Origin of the sequence: Labrys sp. 22185 (genome assembly GCF_052045555.1) — a bacterium.
Taxonomy (GTDB): Bacteria; Pseudomonadota; Alphaproteobacteria; order Rhizobiales; family Labraceae; genus Labrys; species Labrys neptuniae.
The window spans coordinates 337243-362997 of record NZ_JBQEPH010000005.1 but is presented as its reverse complement, the minus strand read 5'-3'; the positions used below and the strand labels follow the sequence as shown (position 1 = coordinate 362997).

The 25755-nt window shown below is 63.7% G+C and carries 23 protein-coding genes; 16 read left to right on the top strand and 7 right to left on the bottom strand.

The features are described 5' to 3' along the window. Positions 1 to 14 precede the first annotated feature (14 nt). Positions 15 to 674 (bottom strand): nitroreductase family protein, encoded by a 660-nt coding sequence (locus ACTJKX_RS13525; protein ID WP_440725555.1) that lies wholly within the window; start codon positions 672 to 674, stop codon positions 15 to 17. Positions 675 to 796: 122 nt separating this feature from the next. Between ACTJKX_RS13525 and ACTJKX_RS13520 the strand changes: the two genes are divergently transcribed. Beyond that, a complete protein-coding gene (locus ACTJKX_RS13520; protein WP_440725554.1) occupies positions 797 to 1768 on the top strand; it encodes a LysR substrate-binding domain-containing protein in 972 nt (323 codons plus the stop codon). Continuing rightward, complete coding sequence (locus tag ACTJKX_RS13515) at positions 1765 to 2364, top strand: hypothetical protein (protein WP_367623131.1); 600 nt, start codon at positions 1765 to 1767, stop codon at positions 2362 to 2364. Before ACTJKX_RS13520 ends, ACTJKX_RS13515 begins: the two co-directional genes overlap by 4 nt. 40 nt (positions 2365 to 2404) lie before the next feature. Here the strand turns inward: ACTJKX_RS13515 and ACTJKX_RS13510 are convergent, their stop codons facing one another. Then, positions 2405 to 2995, bottom strand: a complete 591-nt coding sequence (locus tag ACTJKX_RS13510; RefSeq protein ID WP_311935304.1) for a hydrolase — start codon at positions 2993 to 2995, stop codon at positions 2405 to 2407. 387 nt (positions 2996 to 3382) lie between these two features. Here ACTJKX_RS13510 and ACTJKX_RS13505 point away from each other — a divergent pair, with 387 nt between their 5' ends. From ACTJKX_RS13505 to ACTJKX_RS13475, 7 genes are all read left to right on the top strand, one after another. Further along, complete coding sequence (locus tag ACTJKX_RS13505; RefSeq protein ID WP_394308219.1) at positions 3383 to 4153, top strand: GNAT family N-acetyltransferase; 771 nt, start codon at positions 3383 to 3385, stop codon at positions 4151 to 4153. 171 nt (positions 4154 to 4324) lie between these two features. Next, positions 4325 to 4627 (top strand): DUF2849 domain-containing protein, encoded by a 303-nt coding sequence (locus ACTJKX_RS13500; RefSeq protein ID WP_068289934.1) that lies wholly within the window; start codon positions 4325 to 4327, stop codon positions 4625 to 4627. Next, on the top strand, positions 4627 to 6294 hold the full coding sequence (locus ACTJKX_RS13495; RefSeq protein ID WP_311935313.1) for a nitrite/sulfite reductase: 1668 nt from the start codon (positions 4627 to 4629) through the stop codon (positions 6292 to 6294). Before ACTJKX_RS13500 ends, ACTJKX_RS13495 begins: the two co-directional genes overlap by 1 nt. Further along, the gene (locus ACTJKX_RS13490) at positions 6278 to 7045 is read left to right on the top strand and encodes a phosphoadenylyl-sulfate reductase (RefSeq protein WP_440725553.1); all 768 of its coding nucleotides are present in this window, start codon (positions 6278 to 6280) and stop codon (positions 7043 to 7045) included. The genes ACTJKX_RS13495 and ACTJKX_RS13490 overlap by 17 nt, the downstream gene beginning before the upstream one ends. Positions 7046 to 7104: 59 nt before the next feature. Continuing rightward, entirely contained in the window at positions 7105 to 7605 is a 501-nt protein-coding gene (locus ACTJKX_RS13485; protein ID WP_367623134.1) for a DUF934 domain-containing protein, read from the top strand. Positions 7606 to 7717: 112 nt separating this feature from the next. Next, on the top strand, positions 7718 to 8068 hold the full coding sequence (locus ACTJKX_RS13480) for a hypothetical protein (RefSeq protein ID WP_311935319.1): 351 nt from the start codon (positions 7718 to 7720) through the stop codon (positions 8066 to 8068). Positions 8069 to 8135: 67 nt separating this feature from the next. Beyond that, entirely contained in the window at positions 8136 to 8963 is an 828-nt protein-coding gene (locus ACTJKX_RS13475) for a class I SAM-dependent methyltransferase (protein WP_440725552.1), read from the top strand. A gap of 29 nt (positions 8964 to 8992) precedes the next feature. On the opposite strand, the gene ACTJKX_RS13470 is transcribed toward ACTJKX_RS13475, so the two are convergent. Next, positions 8993 to 9910 carry a LysR substrate-binding domain-containing protein gene (locus ACTJKX_RS13470; protein ID WP_394308212.1) on the bottom strand — a complete coding sequence of 306 codons (918 nt, stop codon included), beginning with the start codon at positions 9908 to 9910 and terminating at the stop codon, positions 8993 to 8995. Positions 9911 to 10067: 157 nt separating this feature from the next. Between ACTJKX_RS13470 and ACTJKX_RS13465 the strand changes: the two genes are divergently transcribed. Next, on the top strand, positions 10068 to 11492 hold the full coding sequence (locus tag ACTJKX_RS13465; RefSeq protein WP_440725551.1) for an MFS transporter: 1425 nt from the start codon (positions 10068 to 10070) through the stop codon (positions 11490 to 11492). Positions 11493 to 11524: 32 nt separating this feature from the next. On the opposite strand, the gene ACTJKX_RS13460 is transcribed toward ACTJKX_RS13465, so the two are convergent. After that, positions 11525 to 14923, bottom strand: coding sequence for a YhdP family protein (locus ACTJKX_RS13460; protein WP_440725550.1), 3399 nt, complete (start codon positions 14921 to 14923; stop codon positions 11525 to 11527). A gap of 319 nt (positions 14924 to 15242) precedes the next feature. On the opposite strand from ACTJKX_RS13460, the gene ACTJKX_RS13455 reads away from it, so the two are divergent. From ACTJKX_RS13455 to ACTJKX_RS13435, 5 genes are all read left to right on the top strand, one after another. After that, positions 15243 to 15713: a peroxiredoxin gene (locus ACTJKX_RS13455; protein ID WP_311935333.1), complete on the top strand. Its 471-nt coding sequence runs from the start codon at positions 15243 to 15245 to the stop codon at positions 15711 to 15713. 122 nt (positions 15714 to 15835) lie between these two features. Next, positions 15836 to 17938 (top strand): molybdopterin-containing oxidoreductase family protein, encoded by a 2103-nt coding sequence (locus tag ACTJKX_RS13450; RefSeq protein ID WP_440725549.1) that lies wholly within the window; start codon positions 15836 to 15838, stop codon positions 17936 to 17938. Positions 17939 to 17942: 4 nt separating this feature from the next. Beyond that, positions 17943 to 18302 (top strand): MmcQ/YjbR family DNA-binding protein, encoded by a 360-nt coding sequence (locus ACTJKX_RS13445; RefSeq protein WP_367623140.1) that lies wholly within the window; start codon positions 17943 to 17945, stop codon positions 18300 to 18302. Positions 18303 to 18507: 205 nt separating this feature from the next. Beyond that, the gene (fae, locus tag ACTJKX_RS13440) at positions 18508 to 19047 is read left to right on the top strand and encodes a formaldehyde-activating enzyme (protein ID WP_440725548.1); all 540 of its coding nucleotides are present in this window, start codon (positions 18508 to 18510) and stop codon (positions 19045 to 19047) included. Positions 19048 to 19290: 243 nt separating this feature from the next. Then, positions 19291 to 20571 (top strand): cystathionine gamma-synthase family protein, encoded by a 1281-nt coding sequence (locus ACTJKX_RS13435; protein ID WP_440725547.1) that lies wholly within the window; start codon positions 19291 to 19293, stop codon positions 20569 to 20571. Positions 20572 to 20578: 7 nt separating this feature from the next. On the opposite strand, the gene attM is transcribed toward ACTJKX_RS13435, so the two are convergent. Beyond that, positions 20579 to 21370, bottom strand: a complete 792-nt coding sequence (gene attM, locus ACTJKX_RS13430; protein WP_394308202.1) for an AttM family quorum-quenching N-acyl homoserine lactonase — start codon at positions 21368 to 21370, stop codon at positions 20579 to 20581. A gap of 117 nt (positions 21371 to 21487) precedes the next feature. On the opposite strand from attM, the gene ACTJKX_RS13425 reads away from it, so the two are divergent. Next, positions 21488 to 22345 (top strand): LysR family transcriptional regulator, encoded by an 858-nt coding sequence (locus ACTJKX_RS13425; RefSeq protein ID WP_440725546.1) that lies wholly within the window; start codon positions 21488 to 21490, stop codon positions 22343 to 22345. Positions 22346 to 22423: 78 nt separating this feature from the next. Here ACTJKX_RS13425 and ACTJKX_RS13420 read toward each other — a convergent pair whose 3' ends face one another. Both ACTJKX_RS13420 and ACTJKX_RS13415 read right to left on the bottom strand, forming a co-directional pair. Beyond that, entirely contained in the window at positions 22424 to 23911 is a 1488-nt protein-coding gene (locus ACTJKX_RS13420) for a hypothetical protein (protein ID WP_394308201.1), read from the bottom strand. Between the two features lie 211 nt (positions 23912 to 24122). Then, the gene (locus ACTJKX_RS13415; protein ID WP_440725545.1) at positions 24123 to 25481 is read right to left on the bottom strand and encodes a hypothetical protein; all 1359 of its coding nucleotides are present in this window, start codon (positions 25479 to 25481) and stop codon (positions 24123 to 24125) included. Between the last annotated feature and the right edge of the window lie 274 nt (positions 25482 to 25755).

Sequence of the window (25755 nt, the reverse complement as noted above, 5' to 3'; positions counted from 1 at the left end):
CTGGCTGAGATTGCTCACGACAGCACCATCACTTCTTCCAGGGGACGCCTCGGCTTCTGTGGCCCGTTGCCGTCAGCGGCCCGGCCGATGGCAACCAGCATCACCGGAATCTCGTCCGGCTGGAGGCCGAACGCCGCCCTGACCGCCTCGGCATCGAAACCCGTCATCGGCCCCGAGGCGAGACCGGAAGCCGAAGCGGCCAGGATCAGCATGGCCGCTGCCAGGCTGGCGGAACGGATCGCCTCGTCACGTTCGGCCTGGGCGTTGCCGGTGAACTGCTGGCGGACGGCCTCCACCCAGCCCTCCGCCATGGCAGCAGGCATCAGACCCGCCTCGACCGACGGACGCAGCCTTGCGCCGAGATCGACGCTCCCCGCCAATGTGCCGCAGACGATGAAGGTGACGGCCGCCTCGCTCACCTTGGCCTGGCCATAGGCGGCTGCGCGCAGGCGTTCCTTGGCTGGCCTCTCGCGTACCGCGATGAAGCGCCAGTTCTGCAGATTGTAGGCAGAGGGCGCCAGAGTCGCCAGCCGCACCAATTCACCGATTTCGGCGTCCGACAGGACATGCGAAGGATCGAAATGATTGGCCGAAACCCGGCTTTCGATGGTGGATTTCCAATGAGCCTCGATCAGCGAGGCCTCGGCAACGGGGATCCTGGCAAGAAAGGTCATGGCGTACCTGCATCGCGGAATGGGGATCGCATGCGGCGATCGATGCAGTGAATTTATATGCTCACCATCACGTGATAATATGCCATGAGATTACGATATTAACTACCAACAGTGTTCAATAGATGGATCAGCTGACGGCTTTCAAGGCTTTTCGCCAGGCGGTCGAGCGCGGCAGCTTTGCCGAGGCGGCTCGTGCCCTCGGCCTGTCGCCGGCAGCCATCAGCAAGAATATCGGCGAGCTCGAGGCCCAGCTTTCGGCGCGCCTGTTCAACCGCACCACCCGCCGCATGAGCCTCACCGAGGCAGGTTCGCTCTATTACGAGCGGGTGCGCCAGATTCTCGACGATATCGACGATGCCGGCGCCTCCATCGGCGCGCTCATGCTGGCACCGACCGGCCTCCTGCGTGTCAGTGCTCCCATGACCATGGCTCTTCGGCATCTCACGCCGGCCCTGCCCGCCTTCCTCGAGGCCAATCCCGGCCTGTCGCTGGATCTCAACCTGGACGACCGCCGCATCGACATCATCAGGGAAGGCTATGACGTCGCCATTCGCGGCAGCGACGTGCTGGAGGATTCCAGCCTAGTCGCCCGCAAGCTGATGGCCGTTCCCCATATCATCTGCGCGTCCCCCTCCTATTTCGCGCGAGCGGGCCTGCCGTCGGTGCCGGACGATCTGCGCCAGCACAATTGCGTGCAATTCAGCCTATCGGGCCACGTCAATCATTGGAGCTTCGCCAAGAATGAGGAAATCGTCGGCGTGCCGATCAAGGGGCGCTACAAGGTGACATCGAGCGTGGCGGTGCGCGAGGCGCTGCTGGCCGGCTTCGGCCTCAGTCTCATTCCCCGCACCTATGTGGAGGAAGACCTGCGCACCGGCCGCCTGCAGCAGGCGCTGGCGGACTGGTCCGGGGTGGAAACGGCAATCTTCGCCATCTATCCCTCCAAGCGCCATCTCGTGCCCAAGGTCCGGGTTTTCCTGGATTTTATCGTCGAGCAGTTCGGCCGCCCGTCACTTCTCGATATCGAGGGAGGCAGGACAGCCGGACCCGAGATAAAGATATCGCCTCCATCAAACGTGACAGCGGATCCATGACGACAAGACCGTCCGCCTTGCTTCTGCTCGGCACCTCGCATGTCGGCAAATCGACCTGTGCCGCTCGCATCGGCCGCGCCGCCGGCTGGCCCGTGGTCTCGACCGACCAGTTGGGACGCCATCCGGGTCGGCCCTGGACGGGTGTGCCCGAGCCGGTCACGGAGTTCTATCTCCGCCTGACGGACGATGCCATTCACTGGTTTCTCCGGGTCCACCACGAGAATATGCGGCCGATCATTCAGGGCAGGATAAAGGCGCTGTGCGAGGCAGGCAGCGGCTTCATCCTTGAAGGCGCTGCCCTCCGGCCGGAGTATGTTCCCGACTGGGGAATCGGCGAGGCCGTGGCTGTCTGTCTTCACGTCGAGCCGCAAGTTCTGCGGGAGCGCATTGCCCGAGAAAGCCACTATTCTCGACGGGACGGCCGGCTGAAAACCGCCATCGACAAATTTGCGGAGCGATCCGTCCGCGAAAACGAGGCCTTCATCGAAGCTGCGATTCGGCACGACATTCCCTTGATGGATGTCACCGATCCGGAGGCGGCCGATCGTCTGGCGGTCGAGCTGACGTCGCGCCTTGCCGGTGCGCGAGAACTTTGACCGGCCAGAGTGCGGCGCCGCAACCAGACTACCTGACCACTCAATCCTTCATGGCTTCCTTGAGGGCGTCGATGATCACCGCACTCGACCGGATGCGGGCAACGCGCGGCAGGACGTGGTCGATCGAGAAGCGATGCATCTCCGCCGTCATGCTGCTGGTGGCATCCTCGGCCACGATCGCGGCATAGTTATTGGCAAAGGCATCGCGTGCCGTCGCCTCGACGCCGAAATTGGTGGCGATACCGCTGATGATGACGGTATCGATGCCACGGCGGCGCAATTGCAGATCCAGTTCCGTGCCGTGAAAGGCGCTCCACTGGCGCTTGGTGATCACCACATCGGCCTTGGACGGGTTGATCCTCGCGTCGAAGGCAACTGCCTCGGGAGGCATCTTGTCCTCGGGGAGGATCAAGGGCGCATCCACGGGAACTTTCACCACGTCCCCATAGCCATCGGAAAAAGCCACACGCACCAGGATGACCGTGCCGCCCGCTTTGCGCAGCGCCTTGCCGATGCGCAAAGATCGCTCGATGACATCCCCGCCCGAATGCGGTGCCACCGGCCGGCCGACGATCCAATTCTGCAGATCGATCATCACGAGGGCGGTATGGCGGGGATCCAGACGCAACATGGCAAGCTCCGATAAACGTCAATGCACTGGAGCAAAGCGCGTTCGCGACTGAACGCTCATCTGCCCCAGTTCCTTGTTTCCAAGCCAATCCACCGGATTGGCCAGGGCGTCTCGCGATAATCGGCGAACCCGCCCTCTCGCAAGACACCATGGGCGCCGCGGGGCGCCATCGGCACGTGTCGTAGGGAATGGCTTTTCGACAGTCCATTACCGACGACACGTGCCAGGATAGCCAGCCTTGTAGAGGCAGCCAGCCGCAAAGCTCAAGTCGACCAACCGGTCAAGCCTGGGCTACAAAAGGATGAGTAGCCGAGCCTGAAGACAAACGCCTCGCCGGCGGTCTACATGGCGGGTTGGCAGGGCTCGGCAGACAGGTAGAGTGTAAGCATGGCAGACAACGAGGACGTTCTCGCCCGGCGCGTTGAAGAGGCGTGCCTGAACGGCTGGCCGGCCCTGAAGACGATATGGCTAGACGGCTGGCTGCTGCGCTTCTCGCATGGGCATACCAGGCGGGCCAACTCCATCAGCCTGCTCTGGCCCGGCACGCGGCAGCCAAGCGAGCAGATACGTTCGGCTGAAGCATTTTACAGTCATCACGGCCTGCCGACCATTTTTCGCCTGTCGAGTGTCTCATCGCAGGATATCGGCAGCGCCTTGGACGAGGCCGGATACGGCCCGGGCGAGGACGAGACCTGCGTGCTCTACCGCGACCTCGATGCTGCGCCGTCCCAAGGCGAGCGCGGTGCGGCCTTCGTGCGGCCCAACCTCGACGATGCCTGGTTCGGGGCTCATGCCCGCCTTCAGAAATTCTCCGCTGCGACCGCCGCCCATGCCCGCGCCCTGTTCGGCGCGGTCGCCTTGCCGACCGGATATGCCATGTCGCCGGCCAGTGACGGCAGCCCCGCGGCGCTGGCCTTCGGCGCTGTGCATGACGGTATCGTCTGTATCAACGCGGTGGCGACGGATCCCACCTTCCGGCGCCAGGGCCATGCCCACAATGCCGTCAGCGCCCTGCTCGCCTGGGCTCGCGACGATCAGGGTGCGAAAGGGGCCTGCCTGCCCGTGGTGGCCGGCAACGATGCCGGCCGATCTCTCTACCGCTCACTTGCCTTTTCTACAGAAATCAGCCGTTATTCCTATCGTCGCAAGGTTGCATGACCGCCGATCAGCGTTGCCCAGGATGCATGCCTTTTTAGCCATCACATTGATCAATATATCGAATTTTCATAACGAGTTCTAATTACATTATTTGTATGTATTGAAATCTATTTGACAAATTGCGCGCGAAAACCGATATCGTGGACGAATTCCAATCAGGGGTTTTTCGTCATGCCGCTCGCTATCACAGCCAACCGCCTTAAGGATGGGCGTGTGGTGTTCCGTACCCCCAACGGCAACTGGTCGCTCGACGTGGCCGACAGCGCCATCGAACCCGATCAGGCCACCGCCAATGCGATCCTTGCCAGCGTCACCGCCGCTGCCAATGAGCAGGACGTGGTCGAGATCTATGCCGTCGAGCTCGACGTCAGCGGCGAGAAGCCCCGTCCCGCCAAGCTGCGCGAGGCCATCCGGGCGCTGGGCCCGACCATCGCCTACCTGCCCAAGACCGAACTCGCCGAGGCTGCCGAATAATGGGTGCCCTCTACCGTTATGACGAGTTCGACCACGCCTTCGTGAATGCGCGCGTCGCCGAGTTTCGCGACCAGGTGCAGCGCCGCATCAAGGGCGACATCACCGAAGAGGAGTTCAAATCCCTTCGGCTGATGAACGGTGTCTATCTCCAGCTGCATGCCTATATGCTGCGGATTGCCGTGCCCTATGGCACGCTCTCCTCTAAGCAGTTGCGCACGCTCGCGACCATCGGCCGCCGCTGGGACCGTCATTACGGCCATTTCACCACCCGCCAGAACCTGCAGTTCAACTGGATCGCCCTCAAGGACGTGCCGGACGTGCTGCAGGCCCTGGCTGACGTCGAGATGCATGCCATCCAGACTTCCGGCAATTGCATGCGCAACGTCACGGCCGACCATTTCGCCGGCGCCGCTGCCGACGAGGTCGCCGATCCGCGCGTCTATGCCGAAATCATGCGCCAGTGGTCGACGGCCCATCCGGAGCTGTCCTATCTGCCGCGCAAGTTCAAGGTCGCCATCACCGGCGCCGAGGAAGACCGTGCCGCGGTCAAGGTCCACGACATCGGCTACCAGATCGTGCGCAACGAGGCCGGCGAGATCGGCTTCCGTGTGTTCGTCGGCGGTGGCCAGGGCCGCACCCCCATGGTCGGCAAGGCCTTGCGCGATTTCCTGCCTGAAGCAGATCTCCTCACCTACACCGAGGCGATCATGCGCGTGTACAATCTCGAGGGACGCCGCGACAACAAGTACAAGGCGCGCATCAAGATCCTGGTGCATGAGAAGGGCCTCGATCCGATCCGCGAGGAAGTGGAAGCCGAGTTCGACCGTATCCGTGACGGCGCGCTCAAGCTGACGCCGGATTCGGTGGCGGCGATGCAGCAATATTTCCTCGCAGGCCCGTTCGAGACGATCGGTGAGACGCCGGTCTTCGACAAGGCAAAGGCCGGCAATGCCGACTTCGCCCATTGGGTGTCGGTAAACGTGCATGCCCACAAGCAGCCGGGCTATGGCATCGCCACCATCTCGCTGAAGCCGATCGGCGGCATTCCAGGCGACGCCTCCTCCGACCAGATGGACCTGGTGGCCGATCTCGCCGATCGCTATTCGCTGGGCGAGATCCGCATCAGCCACCTGCAGAACCTCGTGCTGCCGCATGTGAAGCTCGATGACCTGCCGGCGCTGTTCGCGGTGCTGCAGGAAGCGGGCCTCGCCACCGCTAATGAAGGACTGATCACCGACATCATCGCCTGCCCGGGCCTGGACTACTGTTCGCTCGCCAATGCCCGCGCCATTCCGATCGCGCAGGGCCTGTCCGAGCGCTTCGGCTCGCCCGCACGCCAGGCGGAGATCGGCAGCCTGCCGATCAAGATCTCCGGCTGCATCAATGCCTGCGGTCATCATCACGTCGCGGCGATCGGCATTCTCGGCGTCGACCGCAAGGGCGTGGAAAACTACCAGATCACATTGGGCGGCTCGGCCCGCGAGGATTGTTCGATCGGTGAACTGGTCGGCCCCGGCTTCGGCAGCGAGGCCATCGTCGACGCGGTCGAGAAGGTGGTCGACACCTATCTGGGCCTGCGTCTCTCCCCACAGGAAACATTCCTGGAGGCGGTACGCCGTGTCGGCCTGCCGCCCTTCAAGGAGGCACTCTATGGACAGCGTGCTTGATTTTTCGGCCGCTCCCGTGAACGTCGGTTTGGCCAGCCCGGCTATCGATCCGGAAGCACAGGCGCTCGCTTTGGCGGCGCAGTATCACAATGCCGATGCACAGACGGTGCTGCGCGCGGCACTGTCGCTCTACAAGGGCGGCATTGCCCTGGTCTCCAGCTTCGGTGCCGAGTCGGCCGCCCTCCTCCACATGGTGGCGGAAATCGACCGTGCCACGCCGGTGATCTTCCTCGACACCGGCCGGCTGTTCAGCCAGACCCTGCTCTATCGCAACGAACTCGCCCGCCGGCTCGGCCTTACCGATCTGCGTACAGCCTCGCCGCGCCAGGTGCTGGTACAACAGGAGGACCCGGACCGGCTGCTTGCCTACAGCAATCCGGACATGTGCTGCTGGATCCGCAAGGTCGACCCGCTCGACACTGCGCTGGAGCCCTTCTCGGCCTGGATCACCGGTCGCAAGCGCCATCAGGCTTCGACCCGTACAGCCCTGCAATATTTCGAGGCCGATGCCGGGCGCATCAAGGTCAATCCGCTGGCGGACTGGACCTCCAAGGATGTGGCAGATTATCTCGAACGCCACGATTTGCCGCCGCATCCCCTGGTGGCGGACGGCTATCCCTCGATCGGCTGCATGCCTTGCACCAGCCGCGTCGCCGAGGGCGAGGATGCCCGGGCCGGCCGCTGGCGCGGCAAGTCCAAGGTCGAATGCGGCATTCATGTTTCGCCTGAAAAGGCCGGAAGTGGTATCTAAGAGACAACTTCCACACTGTTGAAAAGCCTGCGCTTTGCGCAGGGATCTAGGAGAGACCTGTGCCCCTCTGGAAGAATGGCCGTTTCGAGGCTGACATCTACAAGCTGGCCGGCGACGAGGACACGCTGCCGGACGGTGCTGTCATCGTCTCGCTGAAACGCTTCCTGGCCGAGAAGGACAGTCTCGCCGCCCGCAATGCACCGGTCGGGGTGGTGCTGCAGCCGGCCGACGATATCGAGCTGCTGGCCGACGCGCTGCCGAGCCTGCCGCTGCTGGCCCTCGCCTTCCCCAAATTCGGCGACGGCCGCGCCTTCTCGCTGGCGCGCATTGCCCGGGAACGCTACGGCTTCGCCGGTGAGCTCAGGGCCGTCGGCGACATCCTGTTCGACCGTATCGCCTATATGATCCGCTGCGGTTTCGACGCTCTCGACATCAGCAACGCGCCGACGATCGCCGCGCTGGAAGCCGGCAAGGTGCCGATCTCGCACACGCGCTATCAGCCGACCGGCGGCGACGGAACGAAGCCCGACAAGCTCAAGCCCTGGCGGCGGCTGGGATAGCACAGGCCACGCGACGAGAAGCCTCGATCGCCCTCGCGCAGCGATGGCCCGCAACCATCGTGCTTGCCCTCGGCGACATATCGGCCCAAACTGACCGGGAATCGGAGGCTGCATGCTCTCATTCCAGGTGATGTTCATTCGGGCCATGTCTTCGGCCTTCGAAACCAGCCAAGCCAGTGCCGTAACCATCGGCCATCGTATGCCCATACTGGCGACGCTGCCATTCTGGCCCCATCCAGACAATCTGATCGAAGCCAGCCGCATGGTGACCGAGAAATTCGAGGCGCTTGCGGAGGGAGCGGTTGCGGCAACCGACGAAATGGCTCAACTGGGCCTGCGTGCCGTCTTCGGCAAAGCCGATGCGCATGATCTGGCCTCCGGCCTGATCTCCGTCGCCGTCGCGGCAGCCCGGCCGGCCCAGCGGCGGGTCCGGGCCAATGCCAGACGCCTCTCGCGGCATTGATGCCATGCGCTGGTGCTCGGATAGCCCGCAAGCGGCTTTACCGGCTCTCCCATAGCGTGCGCGGGCCATGGAAAAGGTTTCTCTGAGCCAAGAGAAGGCAACCCTTCTCATCACCCTCTACGCCAAGGGCGAGGAAAGCCGTCTGCCCGACTCGCTCCTGCAGGATCGTTTCGCGGCTTCGGCGCTCGATCGGATCGACTACGATTTCTCGCGCCTCGGCATCAACCGCGATCTCATGATCGGTCTGGCAATGCGGGCCCACATCCTCGACAACTGGGCCCGCGCCTTCCTCGCTTTCCACCCCGAGGCGATCGTGCTGCATCTGGGTTGTGGCCTGGACTCCCGGGTCTTCCGTATCGACCCACCCGCCGGCGTACGCTGGTTCGATGTCGACTATCCCGAAGTCATCGAGCTCCGGCGCCGGCTCTATCCCGAGCGCGCAGGTTACCAATTGATCGGCACATCCGTCACCGATCCCGCCTGGCTCGCAACGATCATGTCCGAGGGCCGCCCGGCGCTGATCATCGCCGAAGGCATGTTCCCCTATCTGCAGGCCGATGAAGCCATCCCGCTGCTCGCCCGGCTGGCTGGACACTTCCCCAGCGGCGAAATCGCCTTCGATGCCTATAATCGTCTTGGCCTGCGCCTGATCCGCAAACAGCATTCGGTTCGCGTCACCGGTGCGCAGGTGCATTGGAGCCTTGACGACGCCCATGAGATCGAACGCCAGGTGCCGCGCCTCAAGCTGATGCAGGAACTGCTCTCCTACGGTCGGCAGGGCTATCATGCCGCCCAGATCGCCAGAATGTCCCTGTCCGCTCGCCTTGTCATTCCGTTCTTCAGGGCCATTCCCGCACTCGGCCGCATCGGGCGGCTGCTACGCTATCGTTTCTGAAACGGACATCACGCGTTCGCCGGTTTTGCTTAACCGCTGCCCTGCTGCTGCGCTTCGATCGCCGCGAGCATCCAGTCTCGAAAGGCCAGGATGGCCGGGTCTTCGCTGCGCTCGTGCGGATAGACGAGATGATAGGTCTGGTCCCCTGCCACCGGGACCTCGATGTCGAACAGGCGCACCAGTCGCCCTTCGGCGATATCATTGGCGATCATGGCAAGATCGGCCAGACCGATTGCCCCGCTATCGATCACGGCCTGTACGACATGGCTGGTATCGGCAAAGGCGACGCAGGCGCTTTCGTCGAACGTGTCGACACCGGCAGCCTGCATCCACATGCGCCAATCCGGCCAGGTCAGATCGCCCCGGCGCCAATCGCGATAGCATAAAGTATGACCGATCAGATCAGCCGGCATCGTAAAATGCTGGCCGGCCTCGAGCAATCGCGGGCTGCAGACAGCCACCATGACCGTATCGAACAGCCGCACCGAATTCAGCCCGTCAAAGTTTCCGTCGCCGAAACGGATGCCCAGATCGATATCGTCGACCTCGAAATCGCGGATCTCGTCGGTGATGTCGAAGCGCAGCTTCAGCCGAGGATGGGCCGCCTGGAAGGCTGAGAGCCTCGGCAGCATCCAGTTGGTGGCGAAACGCGCGCCGAGCGACACGCAGAGCTGCCCCAAGGCGCGCTGCGACCTGCTGGCCCGGCTGACGGCGCGCTGTAGACCATCCAGCGCCTCGCCCACCGCCTCGAACAATACGCCTCCCGCAGGTGTGAGCCGGATGCTGCGGCTGGTCCGCGCAAAGAGCACGATACCAAGCTGATCCTCGATCTCCTTGATCTGATAGCTGACGGCAGCCGGCGTCAGGCCGACCTCCTCGGCCGCACGGGTGAAGTTGAGATGCCGGCCGGCCGCCTCGAAGATCTTCAGGGCCCGGGTCCCTGGCATCGTACGCTTCATCGACTTTCAAGCCAATTTTGATGTTCTATCGAGAATTACTCGTTTTTCAATCTCTTATCAATCGAGCATGACAGTCAGACTTGACAATCAGGGAGCCTGGAGCTGGGCGACGACCCGCTTTCGTGCTCCGTTTCGGAGTGACCTCATGCCCGTCAACACCGCCCCCCGCGAGGCCAGCCCGGATGATCTCGCGCGCGCCTCCCCGTCAGGTCCAGGCACAGCGTTTCGCTGGCCGGCCCGCCTGTGGATCGTCCTCCTCGTCTGCAGCGGGGTCATCCTGCTCGATGGCCTCGACGTCTCCATGATCGTGGTGGCGATACCGCAGATCCAGCGGGAATTCGGCTTGAGCGCCGCGACAGCGCAATGGCTGGCTGGCGCCTATATCCTGGCTTTCGGCAGCTTCCTGCTCCTGGGTGGACGCTGTGCCGATCTGTTCGGCCGGCGTCGCATGCTGGTCGCCGCCATGGCCGTGTTCATCCTCGTCTCTGTGTTCGGAGCCTTCACCAGCAATCCCGTCCTGCTGATCGCGTCGCGCTTCATCAAGGGCGTGGCGGCAGCCTTCACCGCACCGGCGGCGATGTCGCTGCTGACAACCACCTTTCCCGAAGGTCCCCAGCGCAACAAGGCGTTCGGCATCTTCAACGTCTTCGAGGCCTCCGGCTATTCCTCCGGCCTGTTGATCGGCGGCCTGCTCGCCACGCTGAACTGGCGGGCCATATTCATCCTGCCGGTGCCGATCGCTCTGCTGATCCTGTGGGCAGCGCTGCGCTATGTACCCGCCGATCCGCGCTCCGACCGGCCGATACGATTCGACCTCGGCGGCACGCTGACCTTGGTCAGCGGCATGTTGACCCTGGTCTTCGCACTCGTCTTCGCCGCCGAAATCGGTTGGCTGTCGCCATGGATCGTCGGTGGCCTCGCTGTCTCGGCTCTGCTGCTGGCTGCCTTCGCCGCCATCGAGAGCCGTGTCGAGGCGCCCTTGATCCGCCTTGGCCTGTTCCGCAATCGCAGGCTGGTGGCCGCGAACGCGAGCGCCGCCCTGCTCTATGGCGGCGCCATGGGCTTCCAGTTCCTGCTCGGCCTTTACCTGCAGAACCTCCTCGGCTGGCAGCCCTGGCAGATGGCGCTGGTGCTGTTGCCGGCAGGGTTGATGGTGGTTGCGATCGGTCCCAAACTCGGCGGCTTGATGGACAGGTTCGGGGTCGCGCGCATCCTGGTCGTCGGCCTCGCCGCCTTCGTGCCCTGTTATCTGCTGGCGCTTCGCCTCGACCCCAAGCCGGACCTTTGGACCCTCTTGCTGCCGGTCTCGCTGCTCTGGGGCCTCGGCTTTGCCCTCAGCATCTCGGCCTTGATGGTGGCCGGCACCAGCGGCGTCGCCGACGAGGAACAGGGCGTCGCCGCCGGCCTCCTCAACAGCTCGCTACAGGTCGGCGGTGCCTGCGGCCTTGCCGTGGTCACGGCGGTCATCATGCCGGCAACGGAATTGGCCATGCTCTCGTCCGGCGTGGTGGTCAGCCTGGTCTTCGCCTTCCTTACCCTGCTGGTTCAGTTGCCCTTTCGGCGCGGCTGAACCCACAAGGTCAGCGTGAAGCCGGGTTCTCCTCAATTGGTCTGTTTCTGAAACTCGAAGATCTTGCGCAGGAAGCCGGGCGCGATGGCCGAGAGAGGATTGACCGTGAGCACTGGCGCGTTGACCCGTCCCGATACCTTGAAGTTGATGGCGAACAGGCCGCCATATTGGCCGCCGCTGAGCAGTCCTCCGATGAGAGGGATCTTGGAGAAGATGTTGTTCAGGGCGTAAGCGGGCACGAAGGTGCCGGTGAGGTTGACCCTGTCTGTGCCATAGTCGAGATCGCCCGAGAGGCTGACGCCGACATCCGGTCCCCAGACCACGGAATCCAGGATGCCGATCCGCGAGGCCGTTCGGGTGAAGGCGAGTTCGAGCCTGGTGAACTGGGCTGAGTCGCCGCTGCCGGGGGCGTAGGAAGACAGCTTGCCGGCGTTCTTCAGCGTGTCGCGGTATTGCCCCAGGGCCGTCTCGTTCTCCACCGAGAAGCTGCGCATCACCAGGCGGCCGCGCATATTGTCGATCACCGGCGAGAAGCGGGCACCGAGCGCCCCGCCACGCAGGCGGGTGTAGAGATCCAGGAAACGCATGACGGCGCCGGCATTGGTGGACTGCACCGTGACCAAATTGCCGCTGCGCCCCTCATTGCCCAGCGAGGCGGTGACCTGGCCGTTGGCCAGCCTGCCGCTGAGATCGAGCTTGCGGATCGTCGTACCCTTGCTGTCGAGCATCAGGCCCAGATCGGCAAGAGACTCGTCGTTGAAGCCGACCACCTGGCCGAGCCTGATATCGGCATTGATGCTGGCGCTGGCGCTGCTGCCCTTGGCGCGCTTCTGCAGCATCGACAGCAGAGGGCGGGCATCGAGCCGGTTGCCGCGCACGAAGACCTTCCAGCCACTGCCGAGCGGTTCGAAAACGCCCTGGAAATCATCGCCCGGCGACAGGCTGATCACATCCATCATCGCCTTGCGCAGCTTGTTGTCCGGGCCGAGTGTCACCGTGCCGCGCAGCGAGACCGACCCGCTCTCCACCGTCAGCTTGTCGAGCGTGCCACCGCCCTTGTCGGCGGGATCCCAACTGAAGCTGACCCGCCCCGGAACGCCGGCCGCCTTCTGCCAGCCCGGCAGCAGGTCCTTGATGCGCACGGCCGCCAGATCGATATCCACGTCGTAGCGCGGGTCGCGCGGATCGGCGACCGGATGGATGTCGGCCTGGATCGGCCCGGTCAGCGCATCGCCGAAATCGAAGCCCTTCCGCTTCCTGGTGGCGTCGTCCAGGATGACGCTGAGGGCCATCTGCGGTTCCTGGCCCTCGGCCTTGCGCAGGTCGAAATTGGCGGGCAGGCCATCGAACACGCCCTTGCCGGTGAGCAGCATCAGGCCCGGCTCGAGCGAGAGTTTCATCGTGCCGTTCTGCAAGCTGCTGCCGGCAACATGGTCGATCGACATTCCCTGTACGCCGCCCGTGATCGCATATTTGATGTCTTCGGGGCGAGGATGGTCGATCAGCGGCAGGTCGAGCTTGACCTTGAGATCGGCTGTGCCGTTAACCTCATCGGGCCTGATATCCAAGCCCTTGGCGGCATCGGCCAGCGGCGGCATGGTCATCAGCCTGGCCACGGCCTGCGCCGGGCCCTTCACCCCGAAAACCGCGGACTGGTTCGGCGGCTTCTGGGCAAAATCACTGATCGAATAGGTGCCATCCGCAAGCGCGAGGGTGCCGGCATCGCCGGTCTCGACCGACGCGCTGTCGACATTGACGCTAAGATGGCGCCCGGAGAAATCGACCCTGCCCTCGACGTCGCTGATCGGCGGCAGCGTATCGATGATCTGGACGATGCCCTTCGACATCGGCACCGAGCCCGAAAGTGCTTCGTCCGGCAGGGGCGGCGTCTTGCCATTGACCGAAGCCAACGCTCCTTGTGGAATAGCGAGCTTGAGCGTCGCTCCATCGACGACACCCGCCTTGATATGGTCTTCCAGCCAGATCTTGACCTCCGGCACCGAGAAGACCGGCCACACCCGGTTCAAGGCCACCGCCGACAGGGTCTTGGCCTTTGCGGTCAGGTCGATCGCCGGGGTCTTGCCGCCGAAGCCGACGGCACCGTTGAAATCGATGGCGACCGTCGGTCCCAGCACCTCACCCTTGTCCAGGCTGAGGCGGTTGGTGGCCGGATCATAACGTCCGGCAAGATCGATGCGGTCGAGCTTCAGCGGCGGACGTTGCTCGCGGCGGCTTGCCAGCAGCACGTTCGGTGCTTGCAGGTCGTAAGTCCACACCGGCCCCGTCGTATCGGAAGGCGGAACGACCTTTCCCTTGAAATCCAGGACGCCCTCGCCCGACCTGACCATCGCCTGGCCGATCTGGACGACACCGGCCGTCTTGTCCCAGTCCAGGCTGATCTGCGCGCCGTCGAATACGAAGGGAGGCTCCTTCGGCTCGACATTCCAGCTGCCTCCGGCACTGGCAATGTTGACCTGCGCCATCTCGACAGAACCATCGGGGTTGATGCTGGCCCGGGCCAGCACATCGAATGAGGCCTTGACCGATGGCTGCTCGACACTCGGCGCCAGTGCTGCCACGAGTTCGGTGACGCCGATATTGCTGGCCTTGATGTCGATCGAGCGCGGTTCGCCGTCGCCGCCTTCCGTGGTGGCATTGATGGAGCCTCCCGCTGCGGCGAGAGCCACCGACAGGCCACCGGCCGCGGCGGTGCGGCGAACGGTCAGGTCGATGCCACGATGGACGATGTCGTGGCCGATCGCCTGGTCGTGCACCGCCAGCGCGGCGTCACGCAGTTCGACCCTGTCAATGGAGCCGATCGAGGCGATCATGGTGTCGAAGCCGTTCAGAACCGCCGCAAGCGACAGGGCTCCCCCCGCAGGCGGGGCCGTGCTGTCGACCCCGGCCTGGAGCGTGAACCGGCCGTCGATGCTGACATTCACGGTCGCAGCTGCCCCCTCGACCACGATCGAGCGCGCCGTGACGTCGCCGAGCAGCAGCGACGCCAGATCGAACCCGGCATAGATGCGCGGCGCCGAGGCGATGACGACGTCATGATCCCTCACGGTCACACCGCGGATCATCGCAATCAGCCCTTCCGGGCGCCGCTCGATCGCGACATCGTCCAGGCTGAGGCGATAGCCCGGCGGCAATTTGGCAGCGATGGCTTGGTGCACGGTCTGGGTGATGAAGGGCAACGATAGAGGACCATTGCCGAGCCGCCAGTAGAAGATGCCGATGGCAACCCCGACCACCACCGCCGCCGTAGCAGCCACGGAGACGGCGCTACGCAGCAATACCCGGCCGCTGCCGGGCCGCCGCCGGGGCGAAGGATCCGCCGGAGGCTCTTCCGCGGGATAGTCGTACGGCAACTGGTCCGCAGCGGTCTCCAGGGACGCCTGCTCATCGGCGGCAGCCGTCGCTTCATGCATTGCGTTGTGTGCGTCCCTCGCCATCAACGATTCGCCAGCCCCTTGCGATAAATCCTTCATGCCCCACGGCAATGCCGGCGAGATGATGGCCTCACCCAGGTTGCCGTACCGTTAAGGAGACGCAGTAGGATGAAGATGCAAATTGTTGAGATAAGCCGACAATTCAAGATCGCCTTATCCGCGGATACGCTGGGCAAACACACATCGAAGCAACTCGTCGTCAAAGACGGGCGCCCGGATGCAGAACGGCCTGGACCGCGCCTGTCCCGAAACATACACGATTGTGCTGTGACGTACCATTTTGCCGAAAGGAAGGCATATGCATCCCCTGCAGGTCGGCGAGGTCGCTCCCGCCTTTTCCCTCCCCCTCGCCGATGGTGGCACGGTCCGGCTCGAGGACTTTCGCGGCCACAAACTCGTGATCTTCTTCTATCCCAAGGCAGATACCCAGGCCTGCACGCGTGAAGCCGTGGAGTTCTCGGCCGCCAAGGCGGATTTCGCCGCCGCCGGCGTACACCTGCTCGGCATCTCGCACGATCCTGTGCGCAAGCAGCAGAAATTCGTGGCAAAGCACGGATTGACCACGGCTATCGCCTCCGACGAAAGCCTCGACATGCTCAACGCCTATGGCGTCTGGGGCGAGAAGCAGATGTATGGCCGCACCTATCTCGGCATCGAACGCACCACGCTGCTGATCGACGGCAAGGGCATCGTCGCTCGCGTCTGGTCCAAGGTGCGTGTGGCCGACCACGTCGCCGAGGTGCTGGAAGCCGCCCGGACCTTGGCTTGATGATGCGCATGCGAACCGTTCCCCGCGTGAATGGATTGATCAATTCTCGCAATGCCCGCACGTAAGGCTGGTTCTTGCGCCCCCCTCGCCCTACGATGCGACGGTCAGATGACGAGATCCCGATGAACAAACCGCTTGGCCCGATCCGCAGAGCCTCTGCCTGCCCGCATGATTGCCCCTCGACCTGCGCCCTCGAAATCGAGGTGCTCGACCGCAACACCATGGGACGGGTCTATGGAGCTGCCGACAACAGCTTCACCAAGGGCGTGATCTGCGCCAAGGTCGCCCGCTATGCCGAGCGCGTGCATCACAAGGATCGTCTGCTCCATCCCCTGATGCGTACCGGGCCGAAGGGATCGGGCCAATATAAGCGCATCAGCTGGGACGAGGCACTCGACCGCACCGCCGAGGCGATGCTGGCGGCCGAGCGGGATTTCGGAGCCGAAAGCGTCTGGCCCTATTACTATGCCGGCACCATGGGCCTGGTCATGCGCGACGGTATCAACCGTCTGCGCAATGCCAAGCGCTATTCGGGCCAGTACTCCACCATCTGCACTTCGCTGTCCTGGTCGGGCTATCTCGCCGGCCATGGCCGCATGACCGGCACCGACCCGCGCGAGATGGCGCAATCCGACTGCATCGTGCTGTGGGGCACCAATGCCGTGGTGACACAGGTCAATGTGATGACCCACGCCGCCTCCGCCCGCAAGAAGCGCGGCACCAGAATCGTGGCCGTCGACGTCTATGACAACGCCACCATGCAGCAGGCGGACGTCAAGATCATCCTCAAGCCCGGCACGGACGGGGCGCTGGCCTGCGCCCTCATGCATGTGCTGTTCCGCGACGGCCATGCCGACCGGGCCTATCTCGCTAAATTCGCTGACCATCCGGCCGAATTCGAGGCCCATCTCGCCAGCCGCACGCCGCAATGGGCTTCGGATATCACCGGCGTGCCGGTGACCGATATCGAGGCCCTGGCCAGGCTGCTGGGCGAGCGGCCCCGCACCTTCTTCCGCCTCGGCTATGGCTTTGCCCGCTCGCGCAACGGCGCGGCCTCGATGCACGCGGTCAGCGCCATTCCCGTGGTGATGGGGGCCTGGCAACATGAAGGCGGCGGTGCGCTGCACTCCAATTCGGGCATGTTCGGCTGGCGCAAGACGCTGATCGAGGGCCTGGACGTGCGCGATCCCAAGGTGCGCGAGCTCGACCAGTCCCGCATCGGTCCCATCCTGACCGGCGATGCCGAAGCGCTGTGCGGCGGCGGCCCGGTGAAGATGCTGCTGATCCAGAACACCAATCCGATGTCGGTCGCGCCCGACCAGGACAAGGTGAAGCAGGGCTTTGCCCGCGAGGACCTGTTCACCGTGGTGCATGAGCAGGTGATGACGGATACAGCGCGCATGGCCGACATCATCCTGCCGGCGACCATGTTCGTCGAACATGACGATGTCTACCAGGGCGGCGGGCAGCAGCACATCCTGCTCGGCCCCAAGCTGATCGAGCCGCCGGGCGAATGCCGCAACAATCACGAGGTGATCAGCGCCATCGCTGCCCGCGTCGGCGCCGAACATCCCGCCTTCGCCATGGATCCGCGCGAGTTGATCGACCGCACCCTCCAGGCCTCCAATCGCGGCACGCTGGCGGAGCTCGAGGAAAAGCGCTGGCTCGACGTGCAGCAGCCCTTCGAGGATGCCCATTTCCTGAAAGGCTTCGGCTGGCCGGACGGCAAGTTCCGTTTCAAGGCGGACTGGCCGAAGAACCCCTATGCGGCGCCCGCCAAATTCGGGCCCGTGCATGACATGCCCGCCTTCCCCGACCATTGGACGGCGATCGAGCTGGCCGACGATGCCTTCCCCTTCCGCCTGACCACCAGCCCGGCGCGCAACTTTCTCAATTCGAGCTTCACGGAAACCCCGACCTCGCTCGCCAAGGAGGAACGGCCGGATGTGCTGATTCATCCCGACGATGCCGCCACCCATGGCATCGAGGACGGCGACAAGGTCGAACTCGAAAGTCTGCGCGGCAAGGTCCGGCTGCATGCCAAGCTCTTCGAGGGCCTGCGCCGCGGCGTCCTGGTGGCCGAGTCTATCTGGCCGAACAGCGCCTATGAAGACGGCAAGGGCATCAACACCCTGACGGGAGCCGACGCGCCCGCGCCGGTCGGCGGCGGCGCCTTCCACGACAACAAGGTGGCGATCCGCAAGCTGCCGGCGGCCGCCGCCTAGAGACATGACACACGAAGAGTACAACGCCTTCTGCGGCGCGCTGCCCGCCACCAGCCATGTGGTGCAATGGGGCGGAGCCCATGTCTGGAAGGTCGGCGGCAAGGTTTTCGCCATCGGCGGCCAGCAGGACGGTGTGCCGCGCTACACCTTCAAGGTGAGCGAGATCTCCTATGAGGTACTCAAGGAGCAACCTGGCCTGCGTCCTGCCCCCTATCTCGCTTCGCGCGGCATGAAGTGGATCCAGCACTACGCCGAGCCCGGCCTGAGCGACGAGGAACTGCGCGACTATCTGCGCCAGTCGCATTTCATCGTCTCGCGCGGCTTGTCGAAAAAGGTACGGGCGGAGCTCGGCCTTCCAGCCTGAGGCGCTTTTGGGGTCGGTGGAACCACCAATCCTGGCGAGGGCTCAGTGAAACGCAGGTCTGAGGCAAACTTGCGACTCCCCCCGGTCAACTATGCGTCCTTTTTTCACAAGCCCCGAGGCTTGCGATTTTGAGGACCGCCGGCCCATCATCCGCTGCCGCAGAAAGGGTTCATCGTGCCGATGGGCTTGGAACAGGAGCAGTGACTTGACCGACATCATCTTTCGCACCGGCGAAGCCACCGTGCTCGCCAAGGAAGGCCAATACACGGACGCCATGCCGGAGGTGCTGATCGGCTCCGTCGACGGGCCTGTCGGCCACGGCTTCGCCGCCATGCTCGGCCAGACGGTCGGCCATACCCGCATGTTTGTGGTGCGCGACCTCAACCAGCTCGTCCGCCCGGCCACGATGATGACGACAAAGGTGACGATCCACAATGCCGCCTATGTCGAGCTTCTCGGCGGCGTCGTTCAGGGAGCGACCGGCGACGCGATCGTCGACTGCGTCATCGAGGGCGTGCTGCCGAAGGACCAGACAGACAAGATCTGCATCGTCATCACGATCTGGCTCGATCCGCGCTGTCCGGCAGATCCCAATCTCGACAAGGCCGACCTCTATCGCACCAACTATGAGGCGACCAAGCTCGCCATTCGCCGTGCCATGACCGGCGAGCCCACCATCGACGAATTGATCGCCAACCGGAAGACCATCAAACATTATGCGCTCGACGGCGTCGTCGAATATTGAGCCGGCATGAGGCGCCCCCGCCGCACTTCGGAAAGAGCGGTTAGCTGATCATCAGGCTGTCATTCCCGGCCGAGCGCAGCGAGGGGAAGGGGATGACAATATTTCGGTTCATTTATGCTTCATGGGTTCCGAAGGAGCCGGCCGGTCGAGCGACCGACTCCTTCCCTTTGACAGACGTCATGGCCGACCGCACCATACGCGCCACACCACCGCTTCCGAGGTTGCACGTGAAAGGAGCCGGTCATGGCCGTCGATCGCAGCCACAAGCACACGCTGGGCAATCATCCCCTCCATCCTGAAACCTTGATGCTGGGCTATGGCTACGATCCGGCCCTCTCGGAGGGCTCGGTGAAACCGCCGGTATTCCTCACCTCTACCTTCGTGTTCCAATCGGCGGAGGACGGGCGCGACTTCTTCGACTACACCTCGGGCCGGCGCACGCCACCCGCCGGCAGCGCGGCGGGGCTGGTCTATTCGCGCTTCAACCACCCCAACACCGAGATCGTCGAGGATCGCCTCGCCATTTATGAAGGCGGCGAAGCGGCTCTGCTGTTCTCCTCGGGCATGGCCGCCATCTCCATGGCCGTGCTGACCTATGCCCGCCCCGGCGACGTCGTGCTGCACAGCCAGCCGCTCTATGGCGGCACCGAGACGCTGCTCGCCCGCACCCTCGCCGATTTCGGCATCGGGCATGCGGGCTTCATGGACGGCCTTCATGCCGCCTCGATCAACCAGGCTGCCGACAAGGCGATGGCGGCAGGCCGGGTCAGCACCATCCTGATCGAGACGCCCTCCAATCCGGTCAACACGCTGGTCGACTTCTCCCTCATCGGCGCAGCCGCCGATCGCATTGCCGACATGCAGGGTGCACGACCGGTGATCATCTGCGACAACACGCTGCTGGGGCCGCTCTTCCAGCGGCCTCTCGGCCATGGCGTCGATATCGTGGTCTATTCGGCCACCAAATATATCGGCGGCCACAGCGACCTCATCGCCGGCGCGGCGATCGGCAGCAAAACGGTGTTGAAACCGGTGCGGGCGCTGCGCAGCGCCGTCGGCACCCAGCTCGATCCCCACACCTGCTGGATGCTCGGCCGATCGCTCGAAACCTTGTCGCTGCGCATGCAGGCAGCCGCGCGCAATGCCGTGGCCGTCGCCGACTTCCTGGCCGCCCATGCCGGTGTCACCGCCGTGCATGCCCTGCATGCTCTACCGGAGGACAGCCCGGCGCGCCGGGTGTTCGAGCGGCAATGCACCGGCGCGGGCTCGACCTTCTCCATCGAGATCAAGGGCGGCCAGGCCGAGGCCTTCCGGCTGCTCAATGCCCTGAAAGTGTTCAAGCTCGCTGTCAGCCTCGGCGGCACCGAGTCCCTCGCCAGCCATCCCGCCTCGACCACCCATTCGGGCGTGCCGGCCGAGCTGAGGGCCCAGCTCGGCGTGACCGATGCCACCATCCGGCTGAGTGTCGGCATCGAGAATGCCGAGGATCTGATCGCCGATCTCACCCAGGCGCTGGAGGCCTGAGCGGCGGTTAATCGTAGAAATGGGGCGCCTGCCTGAAGCCGGCCCAGGCTTCGGGATCATGGCCCGGCACCACGGTCGCGCTCACCCGATCGGCGAGGAAACGCAGCTTGCGCACCGAGCGGGCCACATCGCTGGCCGAACTCATCAGGCCCGGCAGCGCCTTCTCGTTCCAGTGGTCCCAGGTATAGGCGGCATCGATCGCCAGCAGGAACGGACCGCTGTTCGGAAGATCGACCATGACGGATTGATGGCCGGGCGAATGGCCCGGCGTGAACAGGATCCGGATGGTGCCATCGCCATAGAGATCGAAGCCATCCGTCGCCTCGCCGTCCAAGAACTGCCAGACAAGACCCGGCCGGTCGAAATCCCGGCGGACATAGGCCGCCGCCGTGAACCAGTCCGGCGTGAAGGCATATTCATATTCCCGGCGTTGCACGATGTGAGTGGCATTGGGAAAGCGCCCGATGGCGCCGGTATGGTCCGAATGCAGGTGCGAGAGCAGCACGAAGCGGATATCGCCGGGCCGGATGCCGAGCGCTTCAAGCTGGGTGAGGCAGCCTTGTTCGGGTGCCATCACCGGGCGGAAGACCTCGACGCTGCCGCCCCAATAGGCCTTGGGATCGGCAAGGCCCTCCGCCGCCAGGCCACCGTCGATCAGCACTGCACCTTTCGGATGCATCACCAGGAACCAGGGTACCGGGATCTCGCAATCCTCCCCCTCGCCCTGATTCATCTTGATGTGGTGCAGCTTGCAGCGCTGGGTGCCGGACTGGAACATATACAATCGTAGACTAGACATTTGAAACTCCGACGGCCCGTCGGCTCCTTCAACGCGGATCGCAATTGTATAAGGGCGCGCTTCCAATCGGAAAATCGGGAATATATGATATCATCCATCAGGAAAGCAGATGGATAAATGCGCCCCTTCGACCTCGATCTCCTGCAGACCCTCGTCGCCATTGCGGAGACAGGCAGCCTGTCGGCAGCAGCGCCACGGGTTCATCGCTCGCAATCGGCCGTCAGCGAACAGATGCGCAAGCTCGAGCAGCATTGCGGCGTGACCTTGCTGGTGCGCGGCAAGCTCGGCGCCAGCCTCACATCCGCCGGCGAACGCCTGGTCGTGCACGCACGCCGGCTGCTGGCGCTCAGCGAGGAAGCTTTTCGCGATGTCCTGGGTATGCCGCTCGCCGGCGATCTGCGCCTGGCCATAACCGACTATTTCCGCCCGGCGACGATCACGCTCCTGCTCAAGCACCTGCGCGAGCGCTATCCGCAGCTCAAGCTGCATGTCGCGACCCGCCAGAGCCTGATGATCGAAAACCGCCGCGACTTCGACATCGGCCTGTCCATGCGCCTTCTCGACGACGACAGTGCGTCCGACGAGGACGGCCGCATCCGGCTCGGCCGCGAGCCCTTGTCCTGGATCGCCTCGCCCGCCCTTGCCCTTGATGCGGCCCGGCGGCTGCCGCTGGTCGTGCTTCCCGAGGCCTGTTCCCTTCAGCGCCTGATCATCCGCACGCTCAACCAAAGCGATATCGACTACGAGATCGCCCATTCGGCCGCCGGGGTCGCCGGCCTGCATTTGGCGCTCGCCGCCGGCCTGGGCTTGGCCTGCCTCAACCGTTCCGCCATACCGGCCGGCATGGCCACTCTCGATGGCGATTTCGGCCTGCCGGCCATGCCGGACATCGAATTCTCCATCCTGCCGCCCCAGGCCGGCGAATCCGCCCTTGTGGCGGAAGTCCGCCATTTGCTGGCCAAGGAGCTTGCCTGATCGAGTTGCTCCAGACGCGAAGAGGGCAGCCTTTCGGTAAAGCCGCCCTCGGAATCCTGCCCGCCGTTTGGGAGCGCTCTATTTCTGCGCGCCCGGCCCGAAGGACTGACCGTTCACCGTGACTTTGCGGGCAAGACTGTCGAAGTCGATGTCCCAGGTCAGCCGGCCGTCCGGCCCGGTCTTGGCCAGCCCCTTGAGGAAGGCGATACCCATGGCCGCACGCTGCGGCCCCGGATCGGAGGCACCGGCCTTGCCGAGAGCGGCGGCGATCTCATCCAGGTTGGAGGCCGAAACCGTCGCCTTGCCCTGCTGCGCCGGCAGCAGCGACGTCTCCCCCTGCCCCTTCACGTCGAAGGCGGGCGCCGTCAGGCTCTGGCCGAAAGCGAGCTTGGGCTGGCCCGCCAGAAGCAATGGCATCAGCGCCGCCTTGAGCGCATCCGGTTGAGCCGGTTTGGTGTCGGTGCCAACCTCGATCATCTTGCCGGCGATCGTCTCGAGATCGAGCCCGGTCAGGTTGAAATCGAGCGTCGCCTTTTCCGGCACCAGAGACTTGGCCCAGTCGGGCAGCATGCCATCCGGCAGGGCAAGGCCGCTCATGGCCAGATTCAGGCCGACATTGCCCGTCTTCACCAGGCCGTTCGAAGCGAGGTTGGTATCCACCGTGGCAATCCTGATGATGCCCTTGGGCGTCCCCACCGTCATGTTGTCATAGCGGATCTGCGCGGACAGTGTTTTCCACAGCGGCAGCACGGCCTTCAGCTTGGCCCGCGCCTGCTCTTGGGCCGCCTTGCCATTGTCCCCCACCTTGCGGGCCGCGAAATAGGCCAGGGCCTGCATGAATTGCGCGCCACTGGAGCCATTGGCCACGAAAGTCTCGTGCACGCGATCCGCACGCAGCACCATCGGCGGCGCCGGATTGGCGGGATCCTTGACGGTAACCGTCTCGACGAGGTCCAGCAGGTCGCCCGTCACGTTCAGATCCGTCGTGCCGGCCTCCCCCGTTTTGCCGGTGATGGTGAAATCGATCTTGCCGACGGTGGCGTCGATGTCCTCGAGCGGCGAACGCATCGTCAGGGCAGCGGACTCGCAACGCATGGCCTGTTCGGTGAATTGCTCGGCCTTGGGGTCATAGACGCCCTTTCCGGTACAATTCTTCAAGCGCTGGACCAGTTCGCTCTGCGGTCCGGCCTTGCCCGATTTGTAGACCATATCGAGCGCAGGACTGTTCTGCTCAAAAGCATATTTACCGTCCCCCTGGGGGATCAGGCGGGCGGTAAACGGGCCGAAGCTGAATTGGGCGCCATCTGCGGGCAGGCCGAGCTTGCTGCTGCTGACATCATAGGTGAGATCATAGCTCTCGCCATTGGGTTTGACCGTGACGATACCCTTCTCGAACACTTTCGGGCCGAGATAGCGGGCGATCTCGTCGCGGATCGCCTTGGCGCCTTGCTCGGTGGCGGGTTCAGCCAGGGCCTGTGAGGAGGCCTGCGCGACAAGCGCCACGCTGGCCAGAATGACCCGGCGCCGAACACCGTATTTACGCTCAGATTTCTTCAGGAAAATCATAAAATACCCGGTCTGCCATTTGAAAGATTTCGTCCCCTGGAGCAAAGCCATTTGGACGGAAACTCTACTTTGCTCCAGCTCTCTGGTTCGGCGTGTCTTTGCGATTCTTGACGTTTCCGCCAAATCTCCCAACGCTTTGTGCCACAGGTGAAAGCGTGCTGCCTGTGAAATTTTGCTGCAAGCTATGTGTCTGAATCACCAGACAGCGTTGCTACTGGCGCGTTCCGGGCCCAAAGGACTGGCCGTTCACCGTGATCTTGCTCATCTGCCTCTCGAACTCGACATTCCAGATCAACCGGCCATCGGACCCCGTCTTTGCCAGGCCCTTGAGGAAGGCGACCCCCAATGCAGCGCGCCGGGACATGGGATCGGAAACAGCCGCCTTGGCGAGAACTGCGTCTATGGCATCGACACCCGCGGCCGAAATGATAGCCTTGCCTCCTTGCGAGGGGAACATCGACGTCATCCCCTGCCCCTTGATGTCGTAGCCGGAGGCCGTTGCCGTCGCATCAAATGCGAGTGTCGCCCGATTATTGCTGAAGACACGCAACAAAAGAGCATGCATTTCCCCTGGCACCGGCGAGCCGCCCCTGGTAGCCACCTCGATCGCGCCATCGACAAGGCTTTCCAGATCGAGATCTTTCAACCTGGTATCGAGCGTGATCTTCTCCGGCACCAAGATGGCGGCCCAACTGGGTAGCACGGTTCCGGGTACCTGCATGCCGGAAACATTTAAGGTCCCATCCAGGTCGGTATGCTCGACCAGGCCCTCATTCTTCATGGCTGCGTCGATGACGGCGAACTTGATCGGCCCACGAGGCGTGCCCCAACGCAGATTCTCATAGTGCGACTTCAGCGAGGCATTGCTCCAAAGCGGCATGACGCCCTTGGCGAGCGCCTCAATCTCCGCGCGCGTTGCAGTGCCAGGCCCGCGGAGAAACCGATCGGATAGAAAAGCAAAGGCTGTCGTCAATCCAGCCTTCCTCAGGCCCGAAACGGAAAAATCGTGACGAATTCCGTCGACTTTGGTGGTCATCTCCGGTTTCGGCAGCGACGTCGGCAAGGCATCGCCAATCCTGGCGCCGAAGGTTTCGACAAAACTCGATACCTCATAGGATATCCGGCCATCGATGTTTCCGTCCGCCAACGCCGTGCCGGCCAACTTGAGACTGATGAGCCCTGTCTTGCCCTCCCCTCCAAAGACACCGACGGAGTTGGAGGCGGTGCTGCTTTCGCATTGAAGATTGCCCTCCGAAACCAGGAAGGCATCCAGATCGAGCAGGCCTTCGCCGAAACAGTTCACCAAGCGACGCGATCCTTCTTCGCTGAAAAACAAGGCTGGGTTCCTGTAAGTCAGCTCGAGTGTGGATTTGGGAAGTTCGAAGGCAAAGCGTCGCTCTCCCTTCGGCGTGAGCCGGAGGGTGAAAGGCTTCAGGCTGAATGTCATCCCATCGCCGGGCAGGCCGAGCTTGGCACTACCGATGTCGAGTGCGAGATCGTAGCCCTCGCCATCGGGCTTCACGCTGATGACGCCCTTGTCGATCCAGACCTTGCCGAGATTGCGGCCCAAGGCGTCGGTGATCTCCCTGGCGCCGCCATCTGTCGCAGGCCCGGCGACGGCCGGCTTCCCCGGCAAACCGATGGCCAGCATCATACCGGCTAGCAGGGTCGCTCTAACGGTCTTGTGCCAAACGCCGAAACAGCTCGAAGCAACCATCGATTCCCCGATTCACTGGACGAATGCCGACCTTTCCTATGCCACATCACCGGCCGCCTGACTCATGAATCCGTCTGGTGAAAGCGTGGGAACGTTCGATGCCGACAACCCTCTTTATAATTCCTCC

Coding starts and splice junctions, on each gene's coding strand:
- ACTJKX_RS13525 (WP_440725555.1), bottom strand. CDS start 674: ATGACCTTTCTTGCCAGGATCCCCGTTGCCGAGGCCTCGCTGATCGAG.
- ACTJKX_RS13520 (WP_440725554.1), top strand. CDS start 797: ATGGATCAGCTGACGGCTTTCAAGGCTTTTCGCCAGGCGGTCGAGCGC.
- ACTJKX_RS13515 (WP_367623131.1), top strand. CDS start 1,765: ATGACGACAAGACCGTCCGCCTTGCTTCTGCTCGGCACCTCGCATGTC.
- ACTJKX_RS13510 (WP_311935304.1), bottom strand. CDS start 2,995: ATGTTGCGTCTGGATCCCCGCCATACCGCCCTCGTGATGATCGATCTG.
- ACTJKX_RS13505 (WP_394308219.1), top strand. CDS start 3,383: ATGGCAGACAACGAGGACGTTCTCGCCCGGCGCGTTGAAGAGGCGTGC.
- ACTJKX_RS13500 (WP_068289934.1), top strand. CDS start 4,325: ATGCCGCTCGCTATCACAGCCAACCGCCTTAAGGATGGGCGTGTGGTG.
- ACTJKX_RS13495 (WP_311935313.1), top strand. CDS start 4,627: ATGGGTGCCCTCTACCGTTATGACGAGTTCGACCACGCCTTCGTGAAT.
- ACTJKX_RS13490 (WP_440725553.1), top strand. CDS start 6,278: ATGGACAGCGTGCTTGATTTTTCGGCCGCTCCCGTGAACGTCGGTTTG.
- ACTJKX_RS13480 (WP_311935319.1), top strand. CDS start 7,718: ATGCTCTCATTCCAGGTGATGTTCATTCGGGCCATGTCTTCGGCCTTC.
- ACTJKX_RS13475 (WP_440725552.1), top strand. CDS start 8,136: ATGGAAAAGGTTTCTCTGAGCCAAGAGAAGGCAACCCTTCTCATCACC.
- ACTJKX_RS13470 (WP_394308212.1), bottom strand. CDS start 9,910: ATGCCAGGGACCCGGGCCCTGAAGATCTTCGAGGCGGCCGGCCGGCAT.
- ACTJKX_RS13465 (WP_440725551.1), top strand. CDS start 10,068: ATGCCCGTCAACACCGCCCCCCGCGAGGCCAGCCCGGATGATCTCGCG.
- ACTJKX_RS13460 (WP_440725550.1), bottom strand. CDS start 14,923: ATGCATGAAGCGACGGCTGCCGCCGATGAGCAGGCGTCCCTGGAGACC.
- ACTJKX_RS13455 (WP_311935333.1), top strand. CDS start 15,243: ATGCATCCCCTGCAGGTCGGCGAGGTCGCTCCCGCCTTTTCCCTCCCC.
- ACTJKX_RS13450 (WP_440725549.1), top strand. CDS start 15,836: ATGAACAAACCGCTTGGCCCGATCCGCAGAGCCTCTGCCTGCCCGCAT.
- ACTJKX_RS13445 (WP_367623140.1), top strand. CDS start 17,943: ATGACACACGAAGAGTACAACGCCTTCTGCGGCGCGCTGCCCGCCACC.
- ACTJKX_RS13435 (WP_440725547.1), top strand. CDS start 19,291: ATGGCCGTCGATCGCAGCCACAAGCACACGCTGGGCAATCATCCCCTC.
- attM (WP_394308202.1), bottom strand. CDS start 21,370: ATGTCTAGTCTACGATTGTATATGTTCCAGTCCGGCACCCAGCGCTGC.
- ACTJKX_RS13425 (WP_440725546.1), top strand. CDS start 21,488: ATGCGCCCCTTCGACCTCGATCTCCTGCAGACCCTCGTCGCCATTGCG.
- ACTJKX_RS13420 (WP_394308201.1), bottom strand. CDS start 23,911: ATGATTTTCCTGAAGAAATCTGAGCGTAAATACGGTGTTCGGCGCCGG.